This is a genomic window from Pseudescherichia sp. (assembly GCF_031987975.1).
Taxonomy (GTDB): Bacteria; Pseudomonadota; Gammaproteobacteria; order Enterobacterales; family Enterobacteriaceae; genus Pseudescherichia.
On the sequence record NZ_DALZYX010000007.1, the window covers coordinates 274,371 to 299,055 of the forward strand.

Below are 24,685 nucleotides of genomic sequence, written 5' to 3' on the forward strand. Positions count from 1 at the left end.
TAAAGGAATAAGCATGAAAAACGTATCGTATCAAAGGATCTATCAATCTCGGGAATATCTTTCGCCGCTGGGGCATATTCACCACCGTGCACTCTTTGGCGGCTATAGCCTGGCCATCGAGGATACCGTCTTTGCAATGGTTGCCGAAGGGGCGCTCTACCTGCGCGCCTGTGAAGAGAGCGCATCCTACTGCGTCAACGCTCAGGCTTCTTTCCTGACCTTTGTAAAGCGGGGCAGGCCGGTACTGCTCAACTACTACCGGGTCGATGACAGCCTGTGGCACGATCGCGAAACGCTGCTGACGCTCGGCCACTATTCGCTGGCGGCGGCGCGGCGCGAGAAGGTGGCAAGGTATGCACAAAAGCGGCTGCGGGATCTGCCCAACCTGAACTTTCAGCTGGAGACGCTGCTGTGGGAAGCCGGGATTAAGGATGAGCACAGCCTGAAACAGCTGGGCGCCAAGGCATGCTGGCTCAGGTTAAAGGAGCGCAGCCCGCAGCTCAGTATCAAAGTGCTGTTTGCGCTGGAAGGGGCCATTGCTGGCCTGCATGAGGCAGCGCTCCCGGCAGATACGCGCCGGGAGCTGACCGTGTGGTTCAAAGAGCTGGAGGCAGAGAGTGGTATAAATCAGCGCGGAACCTGATGTTGCAGCTGACAGATCTCCGGCAGCAGCCCAATCAGCAGGCCTATCTGCTGTAAAACCAGTGGAGCCTTGCTGTTTGGATCTGGCTCTAGCTGGCGGATCCGCTCGGAGAGCGCCGCGAGCTGCTGTCCAACCCGAACTTCATCGGCAGGCTGATGGTGCAGGGCATCATCAACGTAGCAAACGGCGTCATCCAGCAACTGCAAGATCTCCGGCTGCTGAAGCTGCTCCCGATGCGCCCCCAGCGTTGAGATATAGCTGGTAAAGGTGTGGTTCAGGCAGAGCAGGCGAAAGGCGACGTCCCGCATCTCTGGCGTAGCGTCCGGCTCGGTGGACATGTTTGAAACCACCGACGCCAGCTCCGCATCGCCGTTGTGGGCGTAGCGCCGGGCAATACGATACGCCAGACGGTTATCGCGTCCCTGGTGATACTGCTCCAGAATGGCATCCAGATAGCGGCAGTTAGCCTCCAGCGCACGTTCCAGCACCCGCGGGAGGTTGCGAAAGCGCCAGTCAGGCCAGATAAAGCTCACCGCCGCCCAGGCGATGGCGCAGCCGATCAGCGTATCGATAATACGCGGGATCGCCACCTCAAAGCCCTCGCCAAGCAGGTTGAAGCAGAGCAGCACCAGCAGGGTGATAAACATCGTGGCATGAGCGTACTGAACGTTGCGGAAGGCAAAAAAGAGCACCCCAGCGATGACAATCAGCACCAGCTGCCCCTCCAGCGAAGGGACAAAAAGCAGCACAGGCAGTCCCACTGCCACGCCCACCAGCGTGCCGATGATACGCAGCGTCAGACGGTGACGGGTCGCATTATAGTTTGGCTGGCAGACAAACAGGCTGGTCAGTAGGATCCAGTAGCCGTGCTGTAAGCCGGTTAGCTGAATAAAGGCGTATCCCAGACAGAGCACCACCGACATTCTCACCGCATGGCGAAACAGGGCCGATTCCGGCGTCAGATTGCGCTTTAAACGCTGCCAAATATCGTCCAGGCCGGTCAGGCTGTCATCGGCAAGCTCATTTTCGGTACTCTGTGGCTGCTGCATCAGTGCCTGCTCAGATTCGATGGTCGCCAGCTGGGCGTCGATAGCCCGCAGGTTATCCCGCACAAAGCTCAACGCCTCTATATAGTCGGCAGAGGTACCCTGAGCGCGGGCGTGCTCAAGCGCCGCGTCAAGGTGGGCAAAGGCACGCTCAAATTGCGGGTCGTGCTGATACGGCTCGCGCAGCAGGATAGCCCGTGACAGTCGGGCGCAGGCCTGCGCCTGCATGGAGAGCATCCGCTGAAAGCGAAACATCAGGGCGCTATGGCGAAAGCGCTCGCGCAAAGCATGGTATTGAATATGCGACGAGCTGGCACGCTCATGGATATCCTGGGCGACGAAATAGTAGTGCAGCGTGCGCCGGGTACCGCGCTGGCCGCGATCTCCCCGCAGCCTCGTCAGCAGCGAAGCCTTAGTCTGGTTGAGCGTGGTCACCAGCTGGCCGTTGGCCTGGGCCAGATCGTAGAGCGGGGCCTCGCTCTCATGCTCATCATCAAAATCCGGATCGAAAAGGCGCGATTTCTGCTCCAGATAGTTCGCCAGCTGCGCGTAGCAGCGGGAGAGATTGTCCTGCAGAGGGCGTACCGGAAAGACCAGATGTCCCACCAGCGTCAGCAGGCTAAACCAGACCGCTCCCGCCAGCAGCAGCAGTGGCTGCTGGTACCACTGGTCGAAGAGAGAGATCCCCAACATGGTATAGATAGCAATCAGCAGCGCGCCAAAGGCAATGGTGGCATAGCGCTGCCCAAGGCCGCCCAGCAGAATAAACCCGCAGGTAGAGATGATAAGCCCAATGGCAAACAGCCACGGCCAGGGGAAGAGCAGCTCCACCGAGGCCGAGGCGATAAAGAACGAGACCAGGGTGATGACCAGGTTGCGCAGCCGCCCGGTTAGCCTGTCATCAAGATCGGCCAGCGCGGCGGCCACCACGCCCAGGGTTAGTGGGATCGTGAGCTTCACCTCCCCCAGCCACCAGGGCAGGGCGACCGTACCGCTCAGGGCGATAAAAATCCTGACGTTATAGAGCCAGGCACTGTTCCATGTGTATCGGCGAAGCAGGGGGCTTAACATGAGCTACGCATCCTTTCTGATTAAAAACGCGCCCGGGCGTTGGCTTCGCGGGCGGCCTGCGCCGTCTCAACCGACACGACCCGCCGTCCAACCGGCCACAGGGCAATGGCGGCGATTTTAAAATTGGCGATGCCTACCGGAATGCCAATGATGGTCAGGCACTGGGTGATGCCGGCCAGGATATGCATGACGCATAGCCACCAGCCGAAGAGCACCAGCCAGAAAATGTTCAGCAGCGTACCGCCGGTGTTCATGAGTACGTTACGGCGGGACGGATCAAGCTCATCAACGTGTACCGCTTCGTTGCCGTATGGCACCAGCGACAGTTTGGTAATCTCCCAGCACGAGCGGGTCAGCGGCAGCGTGAAGATAAAAACAATGCTCAGCAGCGTCGCCAGAATCCAGGCTAGCGTCGTGGCGAAACCGCCCAGGAAGAAGTTAAGAATATTCAGTACAGTACGCATAGATCCTCGAAGTTATCTGCCATAAAGGAAAGGCCCGCTAAGTGTAACGTCTTTTTACGCTGGAGCGTAAATTCTCTGGCGGGTACACTGACGGCAACGTTATGACCAGAGAAACGGCACATCATGGAACTGAAAGCGACTTCACTCGGAAAACGTCTGGCTCAACACCCCTATGACCGGGCGGTCATGCTTCATGCAGGCGTGAAGGTTTCCGGCGATCGCCATGAGTACCTTATCCCTTATAATCAACTTTTAGCCATTGTCTGCAAACGCGGCCTGGTCTGGGGCGAGCTGGAATTCGTGCTCTCAGATGCCAAAGTAGTGCGCCTGCATGGCACCGAGTGGGCGCAGACCCAGCAGTTTTATCAGCATCTCAATGCCCACTGGCAGGCATGGAGCAGCCAGATGAGCGAGGTGGCCGCGGGCGTATTGCAGGAGACGGTCGAGACCCTCTCCAGCGGCATGAAGGCCAGCAGGTGGCTTACTCGCCAGCAGACCACGGGCTTGCAGGATCGGATCCGTAACGCTTTTGCGGCGCTGCCGCTGCCGCTGGCCCGTCTTGATGAGTTTGATAACTGTCGCGAGGCGTGGCAGCAGTGTCAGAGCTGGCTGGTGGATGTCGAAGCCAGTCGGGCCGCCCATAACCGGGAGTACACCCGTAAAATGCTGGTTCAGTACGCGCCGTTTTTTGCCAGCGTCGAATCCTCACCGCTTAATCCAGCTCAGGCGGAGGCGGTCGTGAACGGTGAGCAGTCGCTGTTGGTGCTGGCCGGGGCGGGCAGCGGCAAGACCTCGGTACTGGTGGCTCGTGCGGGCTGGCTGCTGATGCGCGGTGAAGCGGCGGCGGATCAGATCCTGCTGCTGGCCTTTGGCCGCAAAGCAGCCCAGGAGATGGACGAGCGTATCCGCGAGCGGCTGAATACCGATGAAATTGCCGCCCAGACCTTCCATGCTCTGGCGCTGGCCATCATTCAGCACGGCAGCAAAAAGGTGCCCACCATCAGTGCCCTGGAGAATGATACCGACGCCCGTCAGGCGCTGTTTATTGAGGCCTGGCAGCAGCAGTGCAGCGAGAAAAAGGCCCAGGCCAAGGGCTGGCGGCAGTGGCTGGAGGAGGAGCTGGAGTGGGAGGTGCCCGAAGGCAATTTCTGGGACGATAAAGCCCTACAGCGCCGCCTTGCCGGACGCCTCGATCGCTGGGTCAGCCTGATGCGCATGCACGGCGGTGCCCAGGCGGAGATGATCGCCAGCGCGCCGGAGGAGGTGCGTAACCTCTTCTCAAAGCGGGTGAAGCTGATGGCCCCTCTGCTTAAGGCGTGGAAAACGGCGCTTAAGGCAGAAAATGCCGTCGACTTCTCCGGGCTGATCCATCAGGCGATCAATATTCTGGAGAAGGGACGCTTTATCAGCCCCTGGAAGCATATTCTGGTGGATGAGTTTCAGGATATCTCTCCCCAGCGTGCGGCGCTGCTGGCGGCGCTGCGCAAGCAGAACTCAAGCACCACGCTCTTTGCTGTCGGTGATGACTGGCAGGCGATCTATCGCTTCAGCGGGGCGCAGCTCTCTCTGACAACCGCATTTCATCACTACTTCGGCGAGGGCGAAAGCTGCGTGCTGGATACCACCTACCGCTTTACTCACCGTATCGGTGACGTGGCCAACCGCTTTATCCAGCAGAATCCGCACCAGCTGAGAAAGCCGCTCAACAGTTTAGCGGCAGGGGAGAAGAACGCCGTGACGCTGCTGGCCGAAGATCGGCTCGATGCGCTGCTGGACAAGCTCAGCGGCTACGCAAAGCCGGACGAGCGGATCCTGCTGCTGGCCCGCTACCACTACCTGAAGCCAGCGGTGCTGGAGAAGGCCGCGACGCGCTGGCCGCAGCTGACGCTCGACTTTATGACGATCCATGCCAGCAAGGGGCAGCAGGCGGACTATGTCATCGTGCTGGGGTTGCAGGAGGGCAAGGAGGGCTTCCCGGCCCCGGCGCGGGAGTCGATTATGGAGCAGGCGCTGCTGCCTGCACCGGAGGATTACCCGGACGCTGAGGAGCGTCGTCTGCTTTACGTGGCGCTGACCCGCGCCCGCAAGCGCGTCTGGCTGCTGTTCAGTAAAGACGCGCCGTCACCGTTTGTGGAAGAGTTAAAGCAGCTGGGCGTAACGGTGGTTCGTAAGCCGTGATGTTGCAGGCCGGGTAAGCGGATCCGCCACCCGGCGTTGGCACTACTTCAGGCGATCTGCCAGATAACGTTTGTAGTCCGGGATTTGTATATCAAAGCTTTCACCGAAGTGCGCCGACTCAATGATAAAGTCTGCGGTAGAGACGTTGGTGGCGACCGGGATATTCCACACCGTGGCCAGGCGCAGCAGGGCTTTCACGTCGGGATCGTGCGGCACGGCGTTGAGCGGATCCCAGAAGAAGATCAGCACGTCAATTTTGCTCTCAGAGATTAACGCACCCACCTGCTGGTCGCCGCCCATCGGCCCGCTCAGCATGGCGTTTACCGGCAGGCCGGTGGCGCGCTGGATCAGATTGCCCGTTGTGCCGGTGGCATACAGCTCGTGCTGGGCCAGCAGCGCGTGGTGACGCTCTACCCAATTCATTAGCATCGTTTTGCAGTGATCGTGAGCCACCAGTGCAATGTGTTTCCGCGCCGGAAGCGTACGTGTCGTCAGTTCCATAATCCGTTTCCATTATTGAATTTTCTACAGATTACTGGAAGCGTTTGATGCTGCAAGAGAAAGGCGTAAAAAAAGCGCAGCTGGAAAAGGGAATGTGATTTAACGCACTCTCAGGAGGGGGGCTGCAACTTTACCCACTCCATAAAGCGGCTGCGGGTTTGCGTATCGGCCTGCTGATACCAGTACTTCAGCCGCTGCTCGGTCAGATCCTGCGACGGCGGCACGTCCAGCTCCGATACGCTGGAGAGCAGCGTGCTGTCATCCGCCATTTTATTGGCAAACTGGGGTAGCGAAGCGTGCTGTCCCTGTTTGTTATAGCGTTCGGTATCCCGCTCATAATCAATCCCTTCCGGCGTCTCCGTTACCGGCAGAATATCGACCCTGGCGGGAATAGGCACCGCGTGCCCATCCAGCAGTGAAATCTGTGGCGCGGCGTCAAACATCTCTGACTCCCTCTGCGTCTCCAGCCGGGGCAGCGTCACGTTAACGAGATTGATAGAGCGGGTATTGAAGCTGACGATCAGCGGCGGGGAGATCCACATCCGCTGCTCGCGGTTGTTCATGCGGATGCTTTTTTCCACACGAAACACCAGTTGGTGCGGACCGTTCTCCAGCTCAATACTGCCCGCGCCACGCAGCAGCGAGCTGGAGACTTTTTTGCCGTCGAGGATCAGCAGGTCGATCTCCGTTGCCAGGCGCAGGGTCGTTGCAAAAGCGGTAACCGGCATTAAGCAGACAATCAGTGCGGTGGCAAAGCCGGCTCTCATAAAATCTCCGCTGTTTTTTAAGGGTTAAAAGCGTGTCTGAACATGTCAAAAAGTATGCTTAGTAACATATAGAGTTATGCCTCTTATTACCCTCATGCAGAGGTATGGGATAGATGGTTGTCCGTCCCGGTTTGGCATACACTTGAGAAAAACGCCTGGAGATGATTATGAAAGAGACCGATATTGCTGGCATTCTGAAATCAACCCATACCATTGCGCTGGTGGGGGCAAGCGACAAGCCCGACCGTCCCAGCTACCGGGTGATGAAATACCTGCTCGATCAGGGCTATCACGTGATCCCGGTGTCGCCGAAGGTGGCAGGGAAGACGCTGCTGGGCCAGCAAGGCTACGCGACGCTGGCCGAGATCCCGGAGAAGGTCGATATGGTTGACGTGTTCCGGCAGTCGGAGGCGGCCTGGGGAGTAGCGCAGGAGGCGATCGCCATCGGGGCGCAGACGCTGTGGCTACAGCTGGGGGTGATCAACGAGCAGGCTGCGGTACTGGCGCGTGATGCGGGGCTAAACGTGGTGATGGATCGCTGCCCGGCGATTGAGATCCCACGGCTGGGCCTCAGCCGTTAATGGCAGGTCGATAAAAAACAGACCCCGCTGTGGCGGGGTCTTATCAGTTGCGCAGCCGCGGGGCCTGAAGCTGTTTGCGGATAGAGCGCGCCAGCTCATCCATAGAGGGCTGTTCCGGATGTTCATCCTGCGCTTCGCTGCTAAGCTGAGCTTCTGCCAGGTACGTGTGCACCGGCTGTCCGTCATCATCTTCCATCACAACGTGATACCACGGGGCGACGCGCAGATCCGGGTTAACGGCCAGCTCGTCAGCGGAGGGTTCATCAAGAGAGTATTCGGGGTCGATATCCACGACCACGCCCAAAAATCCCAGCAGCGAGTGGCGCACCTGCTGGCCAATGCCGAATTTGCTGGCAATCATAGTCACCTCCAGGAAACAGTACTTATCCCCAATATGGGGATAAGGTTCCAGAAATCAAGCTACATGACGCGACAGGCAAACCCTTTAAGATACAGCCCTTCCGGGTAGGGAGCGATCACCGGGTGATCTGCGGCCTGACGGAACTGCTCTATAAATTGTACATCACGACCCGCATCTATTGCGGCATCAGCGATGATTTTCTGAAATAAATCGGTGGTCATCAGGCCCGAGCAGGAGAAGGTCAGCAGCACGCCGCCAGGGTTCAACAGCTGGATCGCCAGCATATTGATATCCTTATAGCCGCGGCAGGCACCCATCAGCTGGCTTTTGTTCTCTACGAACTTGGGTGGATCCATCACGATAACGTCGAACTTCTCGCCGTTATCACGATACTTGCGCAGCAGCTTGAAGACATCATCACGTACAAACTCGGCTTTACTCAGATCGAGCTTGTTCAGCTCCACGTTCTGCTTCGCCACGTCCAGCGCCTCCTGAGAGGTATCGACGCTCACGACCTGAGCGCAGCCGCCCATCAGCGCGGAGACGGCAAAGCCACCGGTGTAGGAGAAGCAGTTCAGCACGCGCTTGTCCGCAACGTACTGGCGGGTAGCCAGACGGCTGTCGCGCTGGTCGAGGTAGTAGCCGGTCTTGTGCCCGGCCTGGATATCCACCAGCAGCTTCATGCCGTTCTCTTCGATCGGCAGCAGCGGCGGCGGCAGCTCACCGCTTACCGGCCCCTGGGTCAGCTCCATGCCCTCTTTTTTACGCACCGCCACGTCGCTGCGATCGTAAATTGCGCACTCAGGGTAGCGCTCCTGCAGGGCCGCCACCAGCGCCGGGCGCTGATACTCTGCTCCTGCGCTCAGCAGCTGCAGTACCAGGAAGTTGCCGAAGCGGTCGATAGTCACCCCTGGCAATCCGTCGGACTCCCCGGCGATCAGGCGATAGCTGTCGAGACCATCGCGCTTTGCCAGCCAGTCACGCCACTGCTGGGCCTGGGCCAGGCGGCGGCTAAAGAAGGCGATATCCACGCTTTCGTTTTTATCGAACGTCCAGACGCGGGCGCGGATCTGCGAGGCAGGCGAGTACGCGCCACGCGCTAACCATTTTCCCTGATGGTCAACGATATCAATGGTCTCACCGAGGCTGGCTTTGCCTTCCATGCGGGCAACCGCACCAGAGAAGACCCAGGGATGACGGCGCAGCAACGACTTCTCGCGCCCTTTGGCTAACACTAAACGTACGCTCATAATAAATTGTATTGTCTTTATGAAGAAAATGGCCGCCATTTTCCTGGGTTAGAGCAGGAAAAGCAATTCAGCAATCGGTGGGTAAAAAAATGCCAGTACCATCAAGGTACTGGCAAGACAGACAGGCAATGAGAGTTAATACTTTCAGTCTGGTACAGCTAAGCGAAGCGGTATGTAGGGAAAAGTCTGATAGTAGCAGTACGGAGTGACACAACCTGTCGCAGCCTTCAATAACATTGTTGTATACCCTGATAACAATGGATAAAAAGATGGCGACGGAAGCGTATCACTACCAGTTTATGGCAGAGCCTGTGACCTCTGTAGCAGGTCAGCTGCTGGGCGTTGAGCTGAACACTCAGCTGGAGAGTAAAGGTCAACGCACGCAGCATCCTGAACTGATCGTCAGCACGTGGAACCCCGAGGCGAAACGCAATTTCCTCTATGCGCAGCTGGCAGCGATTTCTCAGCAGGCGGCCTGGATCCGCAGGCGGGGCATCTTTGTCTCGCTGCCCGTTTATGATGAAGAGTCGGCGGTGCTGCTCAGCTATGACAATGCCCTACGCGGCGCGCTGTCGGCGCTGCCCTTCGTTAAGCTGGCGCTCTCTGAGAAGATCTGTTCGGTACGGGATGAAATTACGGGAACATCTAACGCTATCTGGCTGGACGATCTTGGTAAGGGTAGTGCGGATGTATCGGGCCTGGTCGCCTGCAGTTACGAGGCCGTAAAACTGGAAACCACCTTTTTCAATGATGAAATTATTAAGCCGACTTTTACCATACTGATCAAAAACCTGAAAAAATACTGCGAGCGGATTATTGTTCAGGGCCTGGAAAACAGGCGCTATATTCCAGTTCTTCAGGAGGCGGGGATCTGGGGCGTGCAGGGCACGTTTTACCGCCCGGTCCCTTTCCTGAAAGTACACACGTTAATGTAAGAAAAATTTTGCCAGCATACGCTACCCTTAGTGAATCAAAGAAGGAGTGTCATCATGGCCCAAGAGAACATTACAAAAGACAAAGCCTCCTCCTGCATCAAATGCTGGGTTCACGGCAGCGTTCAGGGGGTGGGGTTTCGCTACAGCACCCAGCGTGAGGCGCATCGCCTTGGCCTGACTGGCTACGCGCGTAATCTTGACGACGGCAGCGTAGAGGTGTTGGCCTGCGGCGAAGAGGAGAAGATAGCCGAGCTGCTTGAGTGGCTGAAAGCAGGAGGGCCGCGCAGCGCCCGGGTTGATAATGTTTTAACCGAGCCGCACCAGCCCACCAGGGAGTGGACTAAATTTGGTATCCGCTATTAAATGCACTTCACCGGTTTTGGCAGGCCAGCAATCTTAGTGGCCTGCTTAGCCGGGCCTTTCGGAAAGAGGCGGTAGAGGTAGCGGCTGTTGCCTTTCTCTTCGCCAAACTTGTTGGCCATTGCCTTGACCAGCATGCGGATCGCTGGCGAGGTGTTAAATTCCAGATAGAACTCACGCACGAAGCGCACCACTTCCCAATGCTCGGGCGAGAGGGTAATGGACTCCTGCGCCGCAATGACCTCTGCCAGGCCTTCGCTCCACTGACTGCTCTCTTTCAGATAGCCGTCGTTATCGGTCTCTATCTCTTTACCTTCAAAGCTCAACATAATCATTCACGAATTAGCTAAAAACCGCCGCAGTGTAACAAAAAACAAAGCCCCGCATAAGCGGGGCTTGATGGGATGCTTAAGCGGTTAGTCCCGGCTGGAGAAGCCCAGGATGCTCAGCAGGCTGACAAAGATGTTGTACAGCGAGACGTAGAGGCTGACGGTGGCGCGAATATAGTTGGTTTCGCCGCCGTGAATGATGTTGCTGGTCTCATACAGGATCGCCCCGGTAGAGATCAGGATAAACACCGCGCTGATAGCCAGATGCAGAGCCGGCAGCTGCAGGAAGATGTTCGCTACCATGCCGATTAGCACCACTACGATCCCCGCCATCAGCATACCGCCGAGGAAGGACATATCTTTGCGGGTAGTCAGCACGTAGGCCGAGCAGCAGAAGAAGGTCAGGGCGGTACCGCCCAGCGCCAGGCCAATCAGATCGCCCATGCCTGCCGAGAGGTAGGCGTTAAGCATCGGACCGAGGATGTAGCCCAGGAAGCCGGTAAAGGCGAAGGCGGCCAGGATACCGGCGGGTTTATCCGCCAGCTTATAGGTCAGGAACATTAAGCCGTACATGCCGACCAGAGTCAGGATCAGCCCCGGCGACGGCAGGCCCAGTACTGTACTGGCAGTCGCGGTGATCGCGGAGAAGGCCAGGGTCAGGCTGAGCATAAAATAGGTGTTTCTCAGCACTTTGTGCGTGCTGAGCAGCGATGTACGCCCGCGTGAAGCGCTAACAATACGATCCATGAGTCACTCTCTTATGACAGATGTAATTAAGGATGAAGGATAGGGAAACAGAGCGGCAGCTTAAAGCGGTTTTACCCATCTTTACCAGAACAACAATAACTTACGGTTAGCATAGTCTGCTTTAAATTTCGCTTTTGCTAGCGTTATTGCGCTTTTGCGCAGCTTAAACAGATCAGCCTCTTATAGGTCGCTGAAAAGTATTGATTTCTTGCCTGGTGGACGCTAAGAGTGTCAGGGATATCGTTAATCAGTACACTATTAAGGCAAAGGATATGAAACGACAGACAGGTCACCGTTTTGCCCTCTCGCTACTGGCAACGGGCATAATAAGTATAAGCACCGGCACGCTGGCGGCGCAGGTTCCGGCGGGAACGACTTTGGCAGAGCAACAAACGCTGGTCCGCAACAACGGCAGCGAGCCAGCCTCCCTCGATCCGCATAAGGTAGAAAGCAACGTCGAATTTGATATTATCAGCGACTTATTCGATGGGCTGGTGGCAATTAGAAAAGACGGCAGCGTAGAGCCACGCCTGGCAGAGAAGTGGGATAATCAGAACAACACCGTCTGGACCTTCCATCTGCGGCCAGGCATTACCTGGTCCGACGGGACGGCCATCACCGCCCAGGACGTGGTCTGGAGCTGGCAGCGTCTGGTGGATCCGGCTACCGGTTCGCCCTATGCCACCTATCCGGGCAATATGCATATCGTCAACGCAGCAGATATTGCGCAGGGAAAAAAAGCCCCGGATACGCTGGGCGTCAAGGCGCTGAACGATACCACGATACAGGTGACGCTCAGCCAGCCCACGGCGTCGTTCCTGGCGATGCTGGCGCACCCGTCGCTGGTACCAGTTGATAAGGTGCTGATTAACCGTTTTGCCGAGAAGTGGACCAAACCGGAGCACTTCGTCGGCAGCGGACCGTACAAAATCACTGACTGGGTGGTAAACGAGAAGATTGTCGCGGTGCGCAATCCCCGCTACTGGGATGACAAGCATACCGTTATCAACCGCGTGACCTATCTGCCTATCAGCTCCGAGACTGCCGACGTCAACCGCTACCGGGCGGGCGAAATCGATATGACCAACACCATTCCGGTAAACCAGTTTGCCCAGTTGAAAAAGACCCTCGGCGCAGAGGTACATATTACTCCGCAGCTAGCGACCTACTACTACCAGTTCAATACCACGAAGCCGCCCTTTAACGATGCGCGGGTGCGTCGGGCGCTCAATATGGCGCTGGATAAAGATATTATCGCCAACAAGGTGATGGGGCAGGGGCAGCGCCCGGCGTGGGTCATCAGCCAGCCGGAGATCGGCGGTGTGACTATTGCCTCTCCGGACTACGCCTCGTGGTCTCATGAAAAGCGCATTGCCGAGGCGAAAAAGCTGCTGGCGGAAGCCGGGTTCGACGCGGCGCATCCCCTGACCTTCAACCTGCTCTATAACACCATGGAGACCCACCAGCGTATCGCCATTGCCGCCAGCTCTATGTGGCAGAAAAACCTTGGCGTGACTGCGAAGCTGCAAAATCAAGAGTGGAAAACCATGCTTGATACCATGCACACCGGCAACTTCGACGCCGTGCGCTATGCGTGGATAGCGGACTATGATGATGCGGCAACTTTCCTGAATACGTTGCGCACCGGTGACAGCGAGAACACCGCTCAGTATAGCAATCCGGCCTATGACGAGCTGATGCAGAACGCGGCGAAGGCGCAGGACGTAGGCGAGCGCGGTAAATACTATCAGCAGGCCGAGGCGATTCTGGCGCAGGACGTGCCGGCCATTCCGGTTTACCACTACGTCAGGGCACGTTTAGTGAAACCATGGGTAGGCGGATTCGATCCCAACAACCTTGGTTACGTCTATACAAAGGATCTCTACATCACTAAACACTAATAGTTGTGCCGGTTAAATGGTCAATACGCTGTATTTTCAGCCGATTAACAGCATATTGCTTGTTTTTCAGGCAAACGGATAACATAGGGGTTTACACGACGCATCGAGGTGTTTATAGTGCGCCTCATTCCGGAAGTGTGGCCGAGCGGTTGAAGGCACCGGTCTTGAAAACCGGCGACCCGAAAGGGTTCCAGAGTTCGAATCTCTGCGCTTCCGCCAAATACGGAATAGCCCTGCGATAGCAATATCGCAGGGCTTTTTTGTTTTGGGAATTTCAGACTACGTTAAGATCGCGCTAATGCGCTCCTCTCCCGCCTACTGGTTCTCCGTGATAAGCCGAATAGTCGTCCAGAGCGTTCGGTTGTACAATCAATGCACACTCACACCGGAGATCACCATGTCAGAACCTATTATGAGTTACCGCCTCGGCGACCGCGAAGTAAACCGTTTAGGCTATGGTGCTATGCAGCTGGCAGGCCCAGGGGTTTTTGGACCTGTTAAAGATGAAGCGCGGGCCATTCAGGTACTCCGTGATGCCGTCGCTTCTGGCGTTAACCACATAGATACCAGCGACTTTTACGGCCCGCATGAGACCAATCGGCTGATTAAAAAAGCGCTGTATCCCTATCCTGATGACCTGTGCATCGTCACTAAAGTCGGTGCCCGTCGCGATGAAAAAGGCGGATGGCTGCCGGCGTTCAGTGCGGAAGAGCTGACTCGTGCAGTAGAGAGTAACTTACAGAACCTGGGACTGGACGTGATACCTGTGGTAAACCTGCGCAGCATGTTTAACGTTCATCATCCAGAGGAAGGCTCGCTGGAAAGAGAGCTGGAAACGTTAATTAAGCTCAAGGAGCGTGGACTGATCCAGCATATTGGTCTGAGTCACGTTACCGCTAAACAGGTCGCCGATGCGCAACAGATGACGCCGATTGTCTGCGTTCAGAACATGTATAACCTTGCCAACCGACAGGACGATGCGTTGGTCGATCACCTGGCCGCTCAGGGGATCGCCTACGTACCGTTCTTCCCGCTCGGGGGGTTCTCGCCGTTACAGTCTGCACAACTCAACGATGTCGCCACCGAATTGCAGGCAACGCCGATGCAGGTTGCACTCGCCTGGCTACTAAAACGTTCGCCCAATATTCTGTTAATCCCTGGCACGTCGTCGCCGCAGCATTTGCAGGAGAACCTGGCAAGCGTACACTTAACCCTGTCAGACGAGGTAATGGAAAAATTGAACGGGGTGAGTGTCTAAGCAGCCGCTGGCGAAGGGAAACTGATGAAAAAATTTTTGCTTATCGCTTTTACCCTGATGGCCTTCGCCGCAAACTCTGTTCTGTGCCGCATCGCGTTGCGCGAAGGGCATGCCGATCCTGAAACCTTCAGCGCTCTACGCCTGCTGGCAGGGGCGGTCGTGCTGCTGCTTCTCCAGCTGGCTTCACGTGGATGGGGCGGCATCCGCTGGAACGTGGTTAACGCAGGCCTGCTTACCGCGTATGTTTTTCTCTTCTCGCTGGCCTATGTTCACCTTGATACCGCCACCGGGGCGCTGCTGCTTTTCGGTGCCGTTCAGGTCTGTATGGTGCTGTGGGGAGCATTGCAGGGAGAGAAAGCGGGTCCGCGTAAGTGGTCTGGTATTGCAGTAGCCATTGCAGGTATTGCGATCCTGCTCCTGCCGGGTGCCAGCATGCCCTCTGCGCTGCCTGCCATCATGATGATCGCCTCCGGGTTGGCATGGGGCGCTTACTCAGTGAGAGGCAAGCGCGTGTCCGACCCCGCCGGGGCCACCACCGGGAATTTTCTCCTCAGCGTACCGATTATCGCTACGCTGTTTCTGCTCTTGCCGGATCACGCCTTAGCCGACAGGTGGGGCATCCTGCTTGCCCTCATTTCTGGCGGTGTCACCTCTGGACTGGCCTATGTTCTCTGGTATGTCATCGTCCGCGACATCTCATCCGCAACGGCCAGCACCCTGCAACTGAGCGTACCCTGTCTGGCCGCGCTGGGCGGTACGCTGTTTCTGGGGGAGATCCCGAGCATCCGGATGGTGCTTGCCGCCGTGCTGGTTCTGGCCGGGATCCTGATAGTGATTGCTGCCGATCGCCCTGCGGCGGGATAAAGCCTTAAACCCGCTACCAGGTCGGTAGCGGGTACAGGGTTACAGGGCGGTAACCTGAGCCAGCAGCTGCTGGTACGCCTGCTTCTCCTGCTCTTTATTGGCCAGGGCCATACGTACCGCGTCAAGCTCAGCCTGAATGCTGCTGGTGAGCTTATCTTCCAGCGAGCTTTGCAGCTGCGCCATCTGGCTGAGCACGTCATCAACCCCACGCGCCAGGTTAGAACGCAGCTGCTCAAGCACGTTTGCCAGCGCCTGCTCCTGCATTTTTCTAAGCCTGTCCATCTCATCCCGCTGCTTGATCTCACCGCTGTCGGGAATAACGGCGGCGGCATCGCCCAGCGTCAGGTCTAGCTCCGGCAGTTTCAGATTATCGATGACGCTATTCAACGTACTTTTAAACAGGGCAGGGTCAAAGTCGTCGCTTGCGGTGTCGAGGTGAGGCAGCAGCGCCTTACGTAAGTTGCTGCGCAGCGTCAGCGGGTCAAGCAGTTGATTCACGTGATCGCGCAGGCTAGTGGCGCACCGGTTGCCATATTCGCGTACCTGTTCAATCGCGTCCGTTGCCAGCATATATTCGTAATTTTCGGTCGTGGTGTAGTAGACGGTGCGGGTATCCCTCCAGGTCCAGGGTTTATACCAGGTAGAGTCCGACTCTTCATAGGATTGCCTGACCGTACGTGAGCCTGTGCGGGTATGCTGTCGGGAATATTCTTGTCGTTCACTGCTCAGCGTATTTAACATCTTCTGGCTTTCACGGCTGGCATGCAGACGAACATCATCAATGATGCTTTCAAGCTCGTTAGCGATGGACGAAATCCGCTTTTTAAAACCTGCCTGCTGTTTTTCCAGGGATTGCAGATCCTGGCTGTTGAGGAGGTGAATACGCTGCTGAATAGTCTGCGTAAAGCCGGAGCGCCACTGCTCGAGCTGGTCAGCCGTTTCACGCTCTACCCCTTCGCGTTGCGCCAGCAGCAAAGCCTTACGATCCTTTCGTGCCTGCTGGTACTGCCCGGTTAGCGCATCAAAATTGGCGATTTGCAGCCACTCTGGTTGGGTGATTGGCTTGCCCCAGCACTCTTCGGCCATATCCTGAATCTGACCGTAGGTGTGGCGCATGGAATTGCCCCATTTCTCCTCAGGCCAGTGGGCAAAGCCATAGGCGAAGGTGCTGGCGAAAATAGGGTCGGCTAGCTGGGTAAGGATAGCGGCAAGGCGCGGGTTCTCTTTCTCTTGCTGGTGCCTGCGCAGCTCTGCCATCTTATCCCCGGCAACGTCGCGCAGACGCTTATGCAGGTTGGCAAGGGTCTCGGCTAACGAATCGCGATCGTAGCCGTCGTCCTGAATAGCGGAGTCAAACTGGCCCGCCACAACGACCAGTCGCTTTACCCCTTTGGCAGGCAGCTGCTGGAACAGCAGCTGTACGTCAGGTTCATCAAAGAACTGGCTACAGCGGGAGAGGAAAAAGACCACATCGCTCTCTGCCATATAGTCGCGTGTTTTTTGGGAGCGGCTCTGCACCGGATCGTTCATCCCCGGCGTATCCACCACCGCAAAGCCGCGAAGTTTCTCATCCGGCAGCGTCAGGACGGTAGATTTTACCCGCGCGGTATAGTCGCCATCGTTGCCCGTGTACTGATTTAGTAGCCCCTGTAAACCCTGCAGATCGTCAGCAAAAAACGTCTCTTTATCTTTGCCATCTACGCGTTCGCCGTGCTGCTGCGCCATCGCCACCAGCTCCCGGGCTACTTTTTCCCGGTCGCTGTCGCCGCTCTGGGCAGCGAGTTGTGCAATCGCCTGCCACTCCTCCTGGCTGTAGTATTCCACTTCAAGGCTATATTTTTCACCATAGATCACTTTGGTCAGGTTAGCCGTTTTGGGCGTGGCGGCTTCAGGCAGGATCGGCACGCCGTCAAACAGCAGCGCGTTGAGGAAGGAGCTTTTGCCTGCTTTTACCTGTCCCATAATACCGATATTGAGCGTCTGCTCGTCCTGCTGCCAGCGGTGCAGCTTCGTCTGGTAGTCGCTGAGGATCTCTTGCAGGGCGCCGGCATTGCTGGCAAAGGGCCGCAGGCTCTCCTGCTGGTTATTCAGAAAGGATGAAATAGCGGTGATGTTCATAGCAAACCTTACTGGAAGAAGTTCTTTATAGGAGCATTCGGCGTGACGATACGAATATCCTTGTTTTTAATAAAACTTTTCATTTCGTCACTGATGTAGTCAAAATTAACGTATATCCTGGAAGGGGATTCGCTCGTGCCATCCCACAGCCTAAGCTCAGAGAGCTGATTTAAACAGAGTATTTCATCTGGCAGCGTACAGAATAGATTATTATTGCTTTCATAAAACTTTGACGTGTCCAGCTGTAGTGTTTTGATGTTTTTAACATGTTTTAAGCCCGGCAGAGAGGTATTATTAAACGTATTTCTCGCAAGCACTACGTGAATATGCGTTAAGTTTTCTAACAAATCTATCTCTGCTGGCAGTGGAAAGTGGTGTTCTTCCAGCGTGATTTTTGACACTTCCAATAAGCGGTTGTGATAGCAAAAGATATAGTGATGTAAATTATTCTCTTCCACCCAGGCAAACAATCTTTTTTCCCTTGATGTGGGAAGATCGTAAAGAAACTCCGCGTAGACAGAGTAGGCGTCCAGGCTTAAATGCGCATTTGGCCGCTCTAGTTTATCGACGTTCAACCCCAAAATAAACGCCGCAAAATAGACAATATCAGCCACGTTGCGCTCGGTTAATTTAAAAAAGCCTGCTAATGCCTCGAGGAGTTGAATAGTGCTGTCGCTTAACGGCTTCGCTACGCGAGAAAAAATCATCATATCCAGCAGCAGTGCGTTAGCAAGCTGTTCATCTTTTTGAATTAATTTTATGGCCTCGGCAAGACCGCTTTTCGCCAGACGAGCGGCCATTTCACAAAGTTCCACCTGTCGCCCGGCAAGGTTTATTGCCGGTAGCCAGGACTCGAGCATCCGCTGCTGCTGCTCAGCGATAGCCCCCTCCTGCAACAGTGCCATCAAAAACAGCGCGCTGTAGTGCGTCCGGGTGTTTTCGTCATATTTAAGCGCGTAGTGATCGCTGTAGGGTTGCTGCTGAAGGCTAAGCTCATCAAGCTGATTTAAAATATTTTGCACGGCGATCATTTTTTATCCTTTATATCGAAAAGAGGTATCCACGCGTCAAGACCCTCAGGAAAAGTCAGCACTTTAGCAACCAGGTCATTTTTATTTTCTGACCACGTAAACGGCGACCAGTCAGGCTTGCATATCTCAATGACTATTCCTTTGGGAAAAGTTACCCTTTTATAGAACCCAACTCTTACGGCGCGCACGATGAAATCGTTGCCGTGGATAAGCTGGTTAGCTCTGAACGGGAAAACCTTCATCAACGTTAGATTTTTCTTTGCAATATAGTTTTCTTCAATTTTTGTTATTTCTGCGAGTACAACATTTGATGTAAACGTCGAGAGAGAGTTAAGCCATGAATTACTTGTGGAGGGTTTCTTAAAGGAGGCATTATTGCCCAGCTCAATGTTTTCGGCTTTAGCTTTTGCTTCTATCATGCTGATAAATGAGGGTTCAGCATAGATATGTTTTACGCAAGGCGTGCTATCCATCTCTACCTTGCCATTTAAAAGCAGCATGCAGCAATAGACTAACTTGTAGATTTCTTCATTGCGCATATTAAGCAGCATGGCGAGCTGGTTAAGCTGGCGCATCTGCGCATCTGCCAGGGCACCTGCGGTGCGTAACACCACCAGCAGATCGAAAATCAGCGCATTGCTCAGCGCCTTATCCTTTTTTAATATCTCCAGGCTTGCCCGCAGGGCATGCTTATCAAGCTCTGCGGCCTGCTGGATATAGAACACCAGCGACTGCACGTTCTGAACAGAGGCAAGCAGCATCTCCAGCAGGCGCGTCTGCGGCTCGGTTAATGCCCCATGCTCCAGCAGGTTTGCCAGCAGCAGTACCAGATAACGCTCTTTAACCACCAGCTCTCTTTTTGCCAGGGTATGGTCAGCCAGCGGCTCCAGCTCAGGGCGGACCTGATCCATCAGTTTTGATAGTTGGCTCACGATGATAATTCCTTCAGTTAGCCTGTAGCGTATGCAGCGCTGAGTAGTGCGGCTTCTCCTGACGGAGTAAACGCTCAAGGTTTGCCAGCGGCTGTGGCTGAGTCAGTGGCTCCCACGTTTCGGCGCTGTAACTCATATTGCGACGCAACAGCGTGGTGAGATTTGCCAGCGGCATATCATGAGTCATCGGCTGCCAGATGGCAGGATCGATCTCCATAATTGCCATCTCTTGCTCCCCGGCCAGATCGTGCAGCATATCCGCCAGGTTAATACTCGGCAGTTCCAGCAGGCGCATGGCGTCAGGTTCCGGCAGCGGAATGCCCACCGCATCGCCAATCTGTTTAAGCTGGGTAAAGAAATCGACTTGCAGTGCGGTTAAACCCTGCTTAAGCGCCTCGACAGTTGCCAGCTCGCTCCTGCTGCGGCGCTGTAGGCTGACAATATCTGCCTGGACATCCACATCGTCACTTAACGTCAGGATACGGTTAAACTTGCTGAGCATCCGCTGCTCCTGCTGGCATGTCTCATCAATAAAGCGCTGGTAAGCCATAAACTGGCGCTTGAACTGCTCGGCAAAGCCCAGCTCGCGCGTGGCGCTGTTCCACTGTGCAAACCAGGCCAGCAGCGGCTCCAGCGGGTAGGTCCCTTTGCCACGGTTGGTGAACGGCAGCACCTCCAGCGCAGCGATACCGCGCTTTCGCAGGGTTTCACGCACCAGCTCCACAATGCGAACAATATCTTCCTGCGGGTGTTTGTCCGCACGACTCACCACCACCAGCTTGGGAATATCACGCGATAAAGAGGAGAGAAAGGCAATATCCTCTTCGGTAATGGTGCCTTTATCGGCGGGAACCAGCCAGACGATAAACTGAGCGCTGTTAAGCTGGGTTCGCGCCAGGTTGGCGTCGGTGCGCTCGCTCCCGGCTTCATCCGCCTTGCTGTAGCCCGGCGTATCCAGAAGCGCAAGGTTCTGCCACGGTAGGCCTGGGTGATCTACCACTACGGATTTCAGCAGGTCGCTGACCTTGCTGCCGTAGCGCTGCTTCTCTTCGTGGGTCAACGTACGGAACTGTTGATGGGTTAACGGTACCACGCGATTAAACAGATTGATGGCACGAACCCCCGTCTCTTCGCTTTTTCCCTGAATCAAGTAGGTGGGCAGGGAAGTGGTTGGATCGACCTCCGTTACCAGGCACTTTCGGTCCTTAACCAGCGCATTAATCAGCGAGGATTTACCCGAGCTGAAGCTGCCGCCCAGGCCAACAACCACCTTGCCGGGCAGTTCCGGGTATTCACAAAACTCACGAAAGCGCACGAGTTCCAGGCGTAGCGCGCGGTGTAGTTCCGTGAAATTATCCGGGCTACCTTTTAGAGCCAGTGCCGGAAGATCACGTTCGACAATCGCTTCCAGTACCCTGAGCTGCTGCTCAAGGTGCCTGTTTTTATCCAGCGGTGCGGATTCGCATGCGGTACAGAGAAGCGCATAGCGGTCGCGTAGCGCCTCCTCACTAAGCTGCTCACTCTTAGGATCAAGCATCCGCATACTCCTTCAACTCGCGCTGAAGGGTGCTAATAGCATCATATTCCCGCTGGATCCGCGCTCTATTATCGTTATCGGCGGCCTCTTCGGCGGCAAGCTGCTGCTCTAGCTGACGGAGTGAAAACTGATAGGCGGCAACCTTGCTGTCAATCTCTTCCCGGATGCTCTGCATAATATCGTCGGTGGTTTTCAGCAGCGTATTGCTGATATGCGGACGCACTTTCGCCATGCAGTCTGGAATTAAGTCATGCAGCACGTAGTGTCTTGCCCTTTCATGCTGTTGTTCACGCGCCATATCCTGCTCTATCTTGTTAAAAATCGAGCTGATAAGGGTTTTCAATATCACGGCAACCGGAGCTAGCCAGGGCGTTTTTGCCAGCACATTCAAGAGGATTGGCAGGAATTGCGTCAAAATGCTGTTGACCAGGCTGCTGTTGTCGTTATTTAAAGCGAAGCTGTGGTTAATGTTTACGCCGCTTAGCGACTCGGCCGAGAGTTTTTCAAAATGAGTCAGCTTACGTTTGATCAGCGGCTTAAGTCTGTTTTCTACGCCAGAGGTATAGGCCATACGCAACGCCGTCCCTACCGAGCCTTTAATGTCTCCGCCGTTTAACACCTCGCTAGTCAGTGACTCCAGCTGGTTTTTTAGACGGTTTTCAAACTCTTGCTCGATATAGCGCTCAACGTTGTTCATCTCACCGTGCAGCTGCTGTTCGGTCTGCACAAGCTCCTGATTCAGAGCCTGCTGCTCCTGAATTACTTTTTCGCGCTGGTCTTTGATTTCATCGAGCGTGAAGTTATTGCTATTGCGCAGCTTATCCAGATGATGCAGCAGATCGCTTAACAGAGATTGACCTGCCATCCCTACACGCTGGTGGAAAAGTTGGGCATTGAGCGGGGCCAGTTTTTGTAACGCTGCGACAAAGTTATCGGCATCTGCGCGACGGGCAATGCTGACCGATAGCAGAGGCGTCCCGGTAATGGCTTCAACCTCCTGCTGGATATGCGCGCTGACGTTAGCGACTTCATCGGCTGGTTTTTTATCTGCTTTCGTAATGACCAGCATCATCGGCTTTTTATTCAGGGCAAGTTCTTCAATAATTCGCCTCAGGCTCTCTTTCAGCCCGCCCTCATCGACACTCACCACCAGACAGTAGGCGGAGCTACGCCAGAGATAGTTATCAATGGCCTGCGAGTGGCGATCGTTACCCGAAGACCAGCCTGGCATATCGACGAGCGTAATACCCTCCATGTCGCTCAGGGAAGGGAAGGGGGCGGCGATATCCAGCCAGCTATTTTCCGGCATCGTGCTGAAATTCCCTTCTCGCAGGTCGCTGCGATGAAGCACAGCAGGCGATTTGCCTGGCACATTGAGCGTGATGCGCTCATTAGCCGCATAGCGGATTTCGGCGGGCAAACAGGTTTCCGGATTAACGTTTGCAGCCAGCAGGCGATCCTTTACCAGGAAGTTGATCAGTGAGGATTTACCGGCGCTAAACGATCCTACCAGCGGCAGGCGCACTGAGAAGTGCTGTAGCTCGGCGGTAAACTGGGCGAGCCGCTCGGCATCAAGCTGATGAAAATGCCAAATTTTTTCAATTAAGCCGAGATTATTGTTCAGGAAATCTTGTTCTTTAATGGCTGATGACGTCTGATTATTGTCCATTGTTATTATGTCTTCCGAATAGGGATCGTTTATCTACTGAGATAGTATCCCATCTGCTCCTGACAGGTTATGTCAGTGCAGAAAAATTCTCATGCCATGCACCCTAATTTTTCCCTATAAATCAATCACCAGGTTCCCCGACCTGCTGCGGGAGCAACACAGGGCGATATGCTGTCTGGCGGCGGTTTTTTCCGCATCGGACTGCACCGTGTCCCGGTGATCGATATCGCCGTCGATCACTGGCGTCAGGCAGGCGCCGCAGATCCCCATCTCGCAGGAGAGCGGAACGGCAACGCCGTTATCCATAAGTATCTGAGCAATGCTCTTATTGGCCGGGACCGGCCAGCTCTCGCCCGATGACGCCAGGGTAACGGTAAACGTCTTTTCCTCAGCAGGCGTGGCAGGCATAACCAGCGGCTGAAAGGCCTCGGTATGGATCTTTGTTTCCGGCCAGCCTATGGCAGCAGCGGCGTTGCGTACCGCCGCCATAAACCCTGATGGCCCGCAGGCGTACAGCCGCGAACCGGCCTCGGGTGCTTTAATCGCGGCGGCCAGAGTGTGGCGCGGACTCTCTCCCGCGTCGGAACGGTGGATAACGCAAGCGCCGTGCCGCAGCGGCTGCGTCAGTTCGCGCATAAACGCCGCATCTTCACGGCTTTTCACATAGTAGTGCAGCTCAAACGGCCTGCCCGCCGCCTCCAGGTGCAGTGCCATCGCGTAGAGCGGTGTGATGCCAATCCCGGCCGCCAGCAGCAGAACCCGATCCGCCTCCTGCAACGCAAACAGATTACGCGGCGGGGAGATCAGCAGCCGCTGCCCCGGGCGCAGGGTCTCATGGATATAACGCGAGCCGCCCCTGGAGGCGCTCTCCCGGGCTACGCAGATCAGATAGCCCTCTGCTGCCGTATTTGATCCGGTCAGGGAGTATTGGCGGATAATTCCGCAGGGGAGATGCACATCAATATGCGCGCCCGGTTGCCAGTCGGGCAGCGGCTCGCCACCCGTCGCAACCAGCCGGACAGCCAGACTTCTTTTCCCCTGGCACCAAATCCCATCGACAACCACTTCCAGTACGTCACTCATCAGCTATTCTCCGTCACACCAGAAAAAAATCACCAAAACCCATCTTCTTCAGGCCGCGCCGATAGGCAATCGAGCTACGGTCGGCAGGAATATGCGCCTCCAGGGTCAAGTCCAGCGGTAGCCGCTCCGGGCGCTGGGTCTCCACCATCAGGCGATCCTCCTCAAATACCCGCAGGTTAAAGGCGTGAACCTCCTCAACAGGAATATGTAGATCAAAATTCCGGGCGATAGGCGCAAACATGCGTGTTATTCGCGACGATACCGGTGACGCTGCGTTCATGATGGCCAGTCGATCCTCGCCAGGGAAGTGGATCGTCAGGGTGGCGGTAAAGGGTAGATGCATCTCAAAATGGCGCAGCCACTGAAACCCTTCCGGAGCACGATCGCGTGCGTTGGGGGCATAGTTGCTTACCGAACTCCAGTAGTCGGCAACAAAACCAAACGGCGTCTCCTGAGGGATGTAGTCTGGTACCAGCTGGTTATCGGGATCGGCGAAGGTGTCAGTGTGCACCCAGGCGAAGTGGGCCACATCAAGGAACCCCTCAACCTGCCGACCGGCAAAGCCGTTAACCTGAAAGGCCGGGCAGTTGATCTGCTGAAAGCCCTCCTCATCCCAGTGGGGCATGGTGGGTAGCGGCATCGGGTTCTCCGGGTCGAAATCCAGACAGGTCCAGATCAACCCGTAGCGCTCCTCTACCGCGTAACTGGTAAGGTTAAGCTTCGCCGGTACCGCCTGGCCAGGGCTGGAGGGGATGCGGTTGCAGCGGCCACCTTCGCCGAAGCGCAGCCCGTGATAGGGGCAGACGATCCCCTCCTCATCATGAAACCCAAGGGTCAGCGGCACGCCGCGATGCGGACAGACGTCGCGGGCGACCACCACCTCATCCTTAATGCGATAGATCACCAGCTGCTCATCCAGCAGGGTGGCTTTTACCGGTGCGGGGCCGACGTCGCAGGCGCGGGCAACCGGATGCCAGCATTTTGCCAGGCGCAGCCAGTCCTCTGGCTCAAAGGTGCAATGGGCGGGTGGCGTGGGGCGTTCTTTTTTCATGTTTTCTT

The 24,685-nt window shown here is 55.8% G+C and carries 23 protein-coding genes and 1 tRNA gene; 9 read left to right on the top strand and 15 right to left on the bottom strand.

Going from position 1 to position 24,685, the window contains the following annotated elements:
* Window positions 1-13: 13 nt before the first annotated feature.
* Window positions 14-643 (top strand): TfoX/Sxy family DNA transformation protein, encoded by a 630-nt coding sequence (locus tag RTN40_RS14630; protein ID WP_312229087.1) that lies wholly within the window; start codon window positions 14-16, stop codon window positions 641-643.
* On the opposite strand, the gene yccS is transcribed toward RTN40_RS14630, so the two are convergent.
* Entirely contained in the window at window positions 628-2,760 is a 2,133-nt protein-coding gene (yccS, locus tag RTN40_RS14635) for a YccS family putative transporter (protein ID WP_312229088.1), read from the bottom strand. The genes RTN40_RS14630 and yccS overlap by 16 nt on opposite strands.
* 20 nt (window positions 2,761-2,780) lie before the next feature.
* On the bottom strand, window positions 2,781-3,224 hold the full coding sequence (locus RTN40_RS14640; protein WP_312229089.1) for a YccF domain-containing protein: 444 nt from the start codon (window positions 3,222-3,224) through the stop codon (window positions 2,781-2,783).
* Window positions 3,225-3,347: 123 nt separating this feature from the next.
* Here RTN40_RS14640 and helD point away from each other — a divergent pair, with 123 nt between their 5' ends.
* Window positions 3,348-5,402, top strand: coding sequence for a DNA helicase IV (helD, locus tag RTN40_RS14645; RefSeq protein WP_312229090.1), 2,055 nt, complete (start codon window positions 3,348-3,350; stop codon window positions 5,400-5,402).
* Between the two features lie 42 nt (window positions 5,403-5,444).
* On the opposite strand, the gene mgsA is transcribed toward helD, so the two are convergent.
* A complete protein-coding gene (gene mgsA / locus RTN40_RS14650; RefSeq protein WP_312229091.1) occupies window positions 5,445-5,903 on the bottom strand; it encodes a methylglyoxal synthase in 459 nt (152 codons plus the stop codon).
* Between the two features lie 110 nt (window positions 5,904-6,013).
* Window positions 6,014-6,670, bottom strand: coding sequence for a curli synthesis inhibitor (gene csgI, locus RTN40_RS14655; RefSeq protein WP_312229092.1), 657 nt, complete (start codon window positions 6,668-6,670; stop codon window positions 6,014-6,016).
* 167 nt (window positions 6,671-6,837) lie between these two features.
* Here csgI and RTN40_RS14660 point away from each other — a divergent pair, with 167 nt between their 5' ends.
* Window positions 6,838-7,251, top strand: coding sequence for a CoA-binding protein (locus tag RTN40_RS14660; RefSeq protein ID WP_312210476.1), 414 nt, complete (start codon window positions 6,838-6,840; stop codon window positions 7,249-7,251).
* Between the two features lie 43 nt (window positions 7,252-7,294).
* Here the strand turns inward: RTN40_RS14660 and hspQ are convergent, their stop codons facing one another.
* Window positions 7,295-7,612 (bottom strand): heat shock protein HspQ, encoded by a 318-nt coding sequence (hspQ, locus tag RTN40_RS14665; protein WP_312229093.1) that lies wholly within the window; start codon window positions 7,610-7,612, stop codon window positions 7,295-7,297.
* Between the two features lie 59 nt (window positions 7,613-7,671).
* On the bottom strand, window positions 7,672-8,862 hold the full coding sequence (gene rlmI / locus RTN40_RS14670) for a 23S rRNA (cytosine(1962)-C(5))-methyltransferase RlmI (RefSeq protein ID WP_312229094.1): 1,191 nt from the start codon (window positions 8,860-8,862) through the stop codon (window positions 7,672-7,674).
* Window positions 8,863-9,131: 269 nt separating this feature from the next.
* On the opposite strand from rlmI, the gene RTN40_RS14675 reads away from it, so the two are divergent.
* Together RTN40_RS14675 and yccX are read left to right on the top strand one after the other, a co-directional pair.
* Window positions 9,132-9,797: a hypothetical protein gene (locus RTN40_RS14675; protein ID WP_312229095.1), complete on the top strand. Its 666-nt coding sequence runs from the start codon at window positions 9,132-9,134 to the stop codon at window positions 9,795-9,797.
* Between the two features lie 54 nt (window positions 9,798-9,851).
* A complete protein-coding gene (gene yccX, locus RTN40_RS14680) occupies window positions 9,852-10,160 on the top strand; it encodes an acylphosphatase (RefSeq protein WP_312229096.1) in 309 nt (102 codons plus the stop codon).
* Here yccX and tusE read toward each other — a convergent pair.
* Both tusE and yccA read right to left on the bottom strand, forming a co-directional pair.
* Window positions 10,157-10,486, bottom strand: a complete 330-nt coding sequence (gene tusE / locus RTN40_RS14685; RefSeq protein WP_312210485.1) for a sulfurtransferase TusE — start codon at window positions 10,484-10,486, stop codon at window positions 10,157-10,159. The two genes, yccX and tusE, sit on opposite strands and share 4 nt — an antisense overlap.
* An 87-nt stretch (window positions 10,487-10,573) precedes the next feature.
* Window positions 10,574-11,233 carry an FtsH protease modulator YccA gene (yccA, locus tag RTN40_RS14690; protein WP_042392507.1) on the bottom strand — a complete coding sequence of 220 codons (660 nt, stop codon included), beginning with the start codon at window positions 11,231-11,233 and terminating at the stop codon, window positions 10,574-10,576.
* Window positions 11,234-11,505: 272 nt separating this feature from the next.
* Here yccA and RTN40_RS14695 point away from each other — a divergent pair, with 272 nt between their 5' ends.
* From RTN40_RS14695 to RTN40_RS14710, 4 genes are all read left to right on the top strand, one after another.
* On the top strand, window positions 11,506-13,134 hold the full coding sequence (locus tag RTN40_RS14695) for an ABC transporter substrate-binding protein (protein ID WP_312229097.1): 1,629 nt from the start codon (window positions 11,506-11,508) through the stop codon (window positions 13,132-13,134).
* 131 nt (window positions 13,135-13,265) lie between these two features.
* A tRNA-Ser gene (locus tag RTN40_RS14700) sits at window positions 13,266-13,353 on the top strand.
* Between the two features lie 178 nt (window positions 13,354-13,531).
* A complete protein-coding gene (locus RTN40_RS14705) occupies window positions 13,532-14,392 on the top strand; it encodes an aldo/keto reductase family oxidoreductase (protein ID WP_312229098.1) in 861 nt (286 codons plus the stop codon).
* A gap of 24 nt (window positions 14,393-14,416) precedes the next feature.
* Complete coding sequence (locus tag RTN40_RS14710; RefSeq protein WP_312229099.1) at window positions 14,417-15,256, top strand: DMT family transporter; 840 nt, start codon at window positions 14,417-14,419, stop codon at window positions 15,254-15,256.
* A 39-nt stretch (window positions 15,257-15,295) separates the two neighbouring features.
* Here RTN40_RS14710 and RTN40_RS14715 read toward each other — a convergent pair whose 3' ends face one another.
* From RTN40_RS14715 to hpxD, 7 genes are all read right to left on the bottom strand, one after another.
* Window positions 15,296-17,374: a dynamin family protein gene (locus RTN40_RS14715; protein WP_312229100.1), complete on the bottom strand. Its 2,079-nt coding sequence runs from the start codon at window positions 17,372-17,374 to the stop codon at window positions 15,296-15,298.
* 8 nt (window positions 17,375-17,382) lie between these two features.
* Complete coding sequence (locus RTN40_RS14720) at window positions 17,383-18,405, bottom strand: hypothetical protein (RefSeq protein WP_312229101.1); 1,023 nt, start codon at window positions 18,403-18,405, stop codon at window positions 17,383-17,385.
* Window positions 18,402-19,337, bottom strand: a complete 936-nt coding sequence (locus RTN40_RS14725) for a hypothetical protein (protein WP_312229102.1) — start codon at window positions 19,335-19,337, stop codon at window positions 18,402-18,404. The genes RTN40_RS14720 and RTN40_RS14725 overlap by 4 nt, the downstream gene beginning before the upstream one ends.
* Before the next feature lie 13 nt (window positions 19,338-19,350).
* On the bottom strand, window positions 19,351-20,874 hold the full coding sequence (locus RTN40_RS14730) for a dynamin family protein (RefSeq protein WP_312229103.1): 1,524 nt from the start codon (window positions 20,872-20,874) through the stop codon (window positions 19,351-19,353).
* Window positions 20,867-22,543, bottom strand: coding sequence for a dynamin family protein (locus RTN40_RS14735; protein ID WP_312229104.1), 1,677 nt, complete (start codon window positions 22,541-22,543; stop codon window positions 20,867-20,869). Before RTN40_RS14735 ends, RTN40_RS14730 begins: the two co-directional genes overlap by 8 nt.
* 114 nt (window positions 22,544-22,657) lie before the next feature.
* A complete protein-coding gene (locus RTN40_RS14740) occupies window positions 22,658-23,626 on the bottom strand; it encodes a PDR/VanB family oxidoreductase (protein WP_312229105.1) in 969 nt (322 codons plus the stop codon).
* Between the two features lie 13 nt (window positions 23,627-23,639).
* The gene (gene hpxD, locus RTN40_RS14745) at window positions 23,640-24,677 is read right to left on the bottom strand and encodes a molybdenum cofactor-independent xanthine hydroxylase subunit HpxD (protein WP_312229106.1); all 1,038 of its coding nucleotides are present in this window, start codon (window positions 24,675-24,677) and stop codon (window positions 23,640-23,642) included.
* Between the last annotated feature and the right edge of the window lie 8 nt (window positions 24,678-24,685).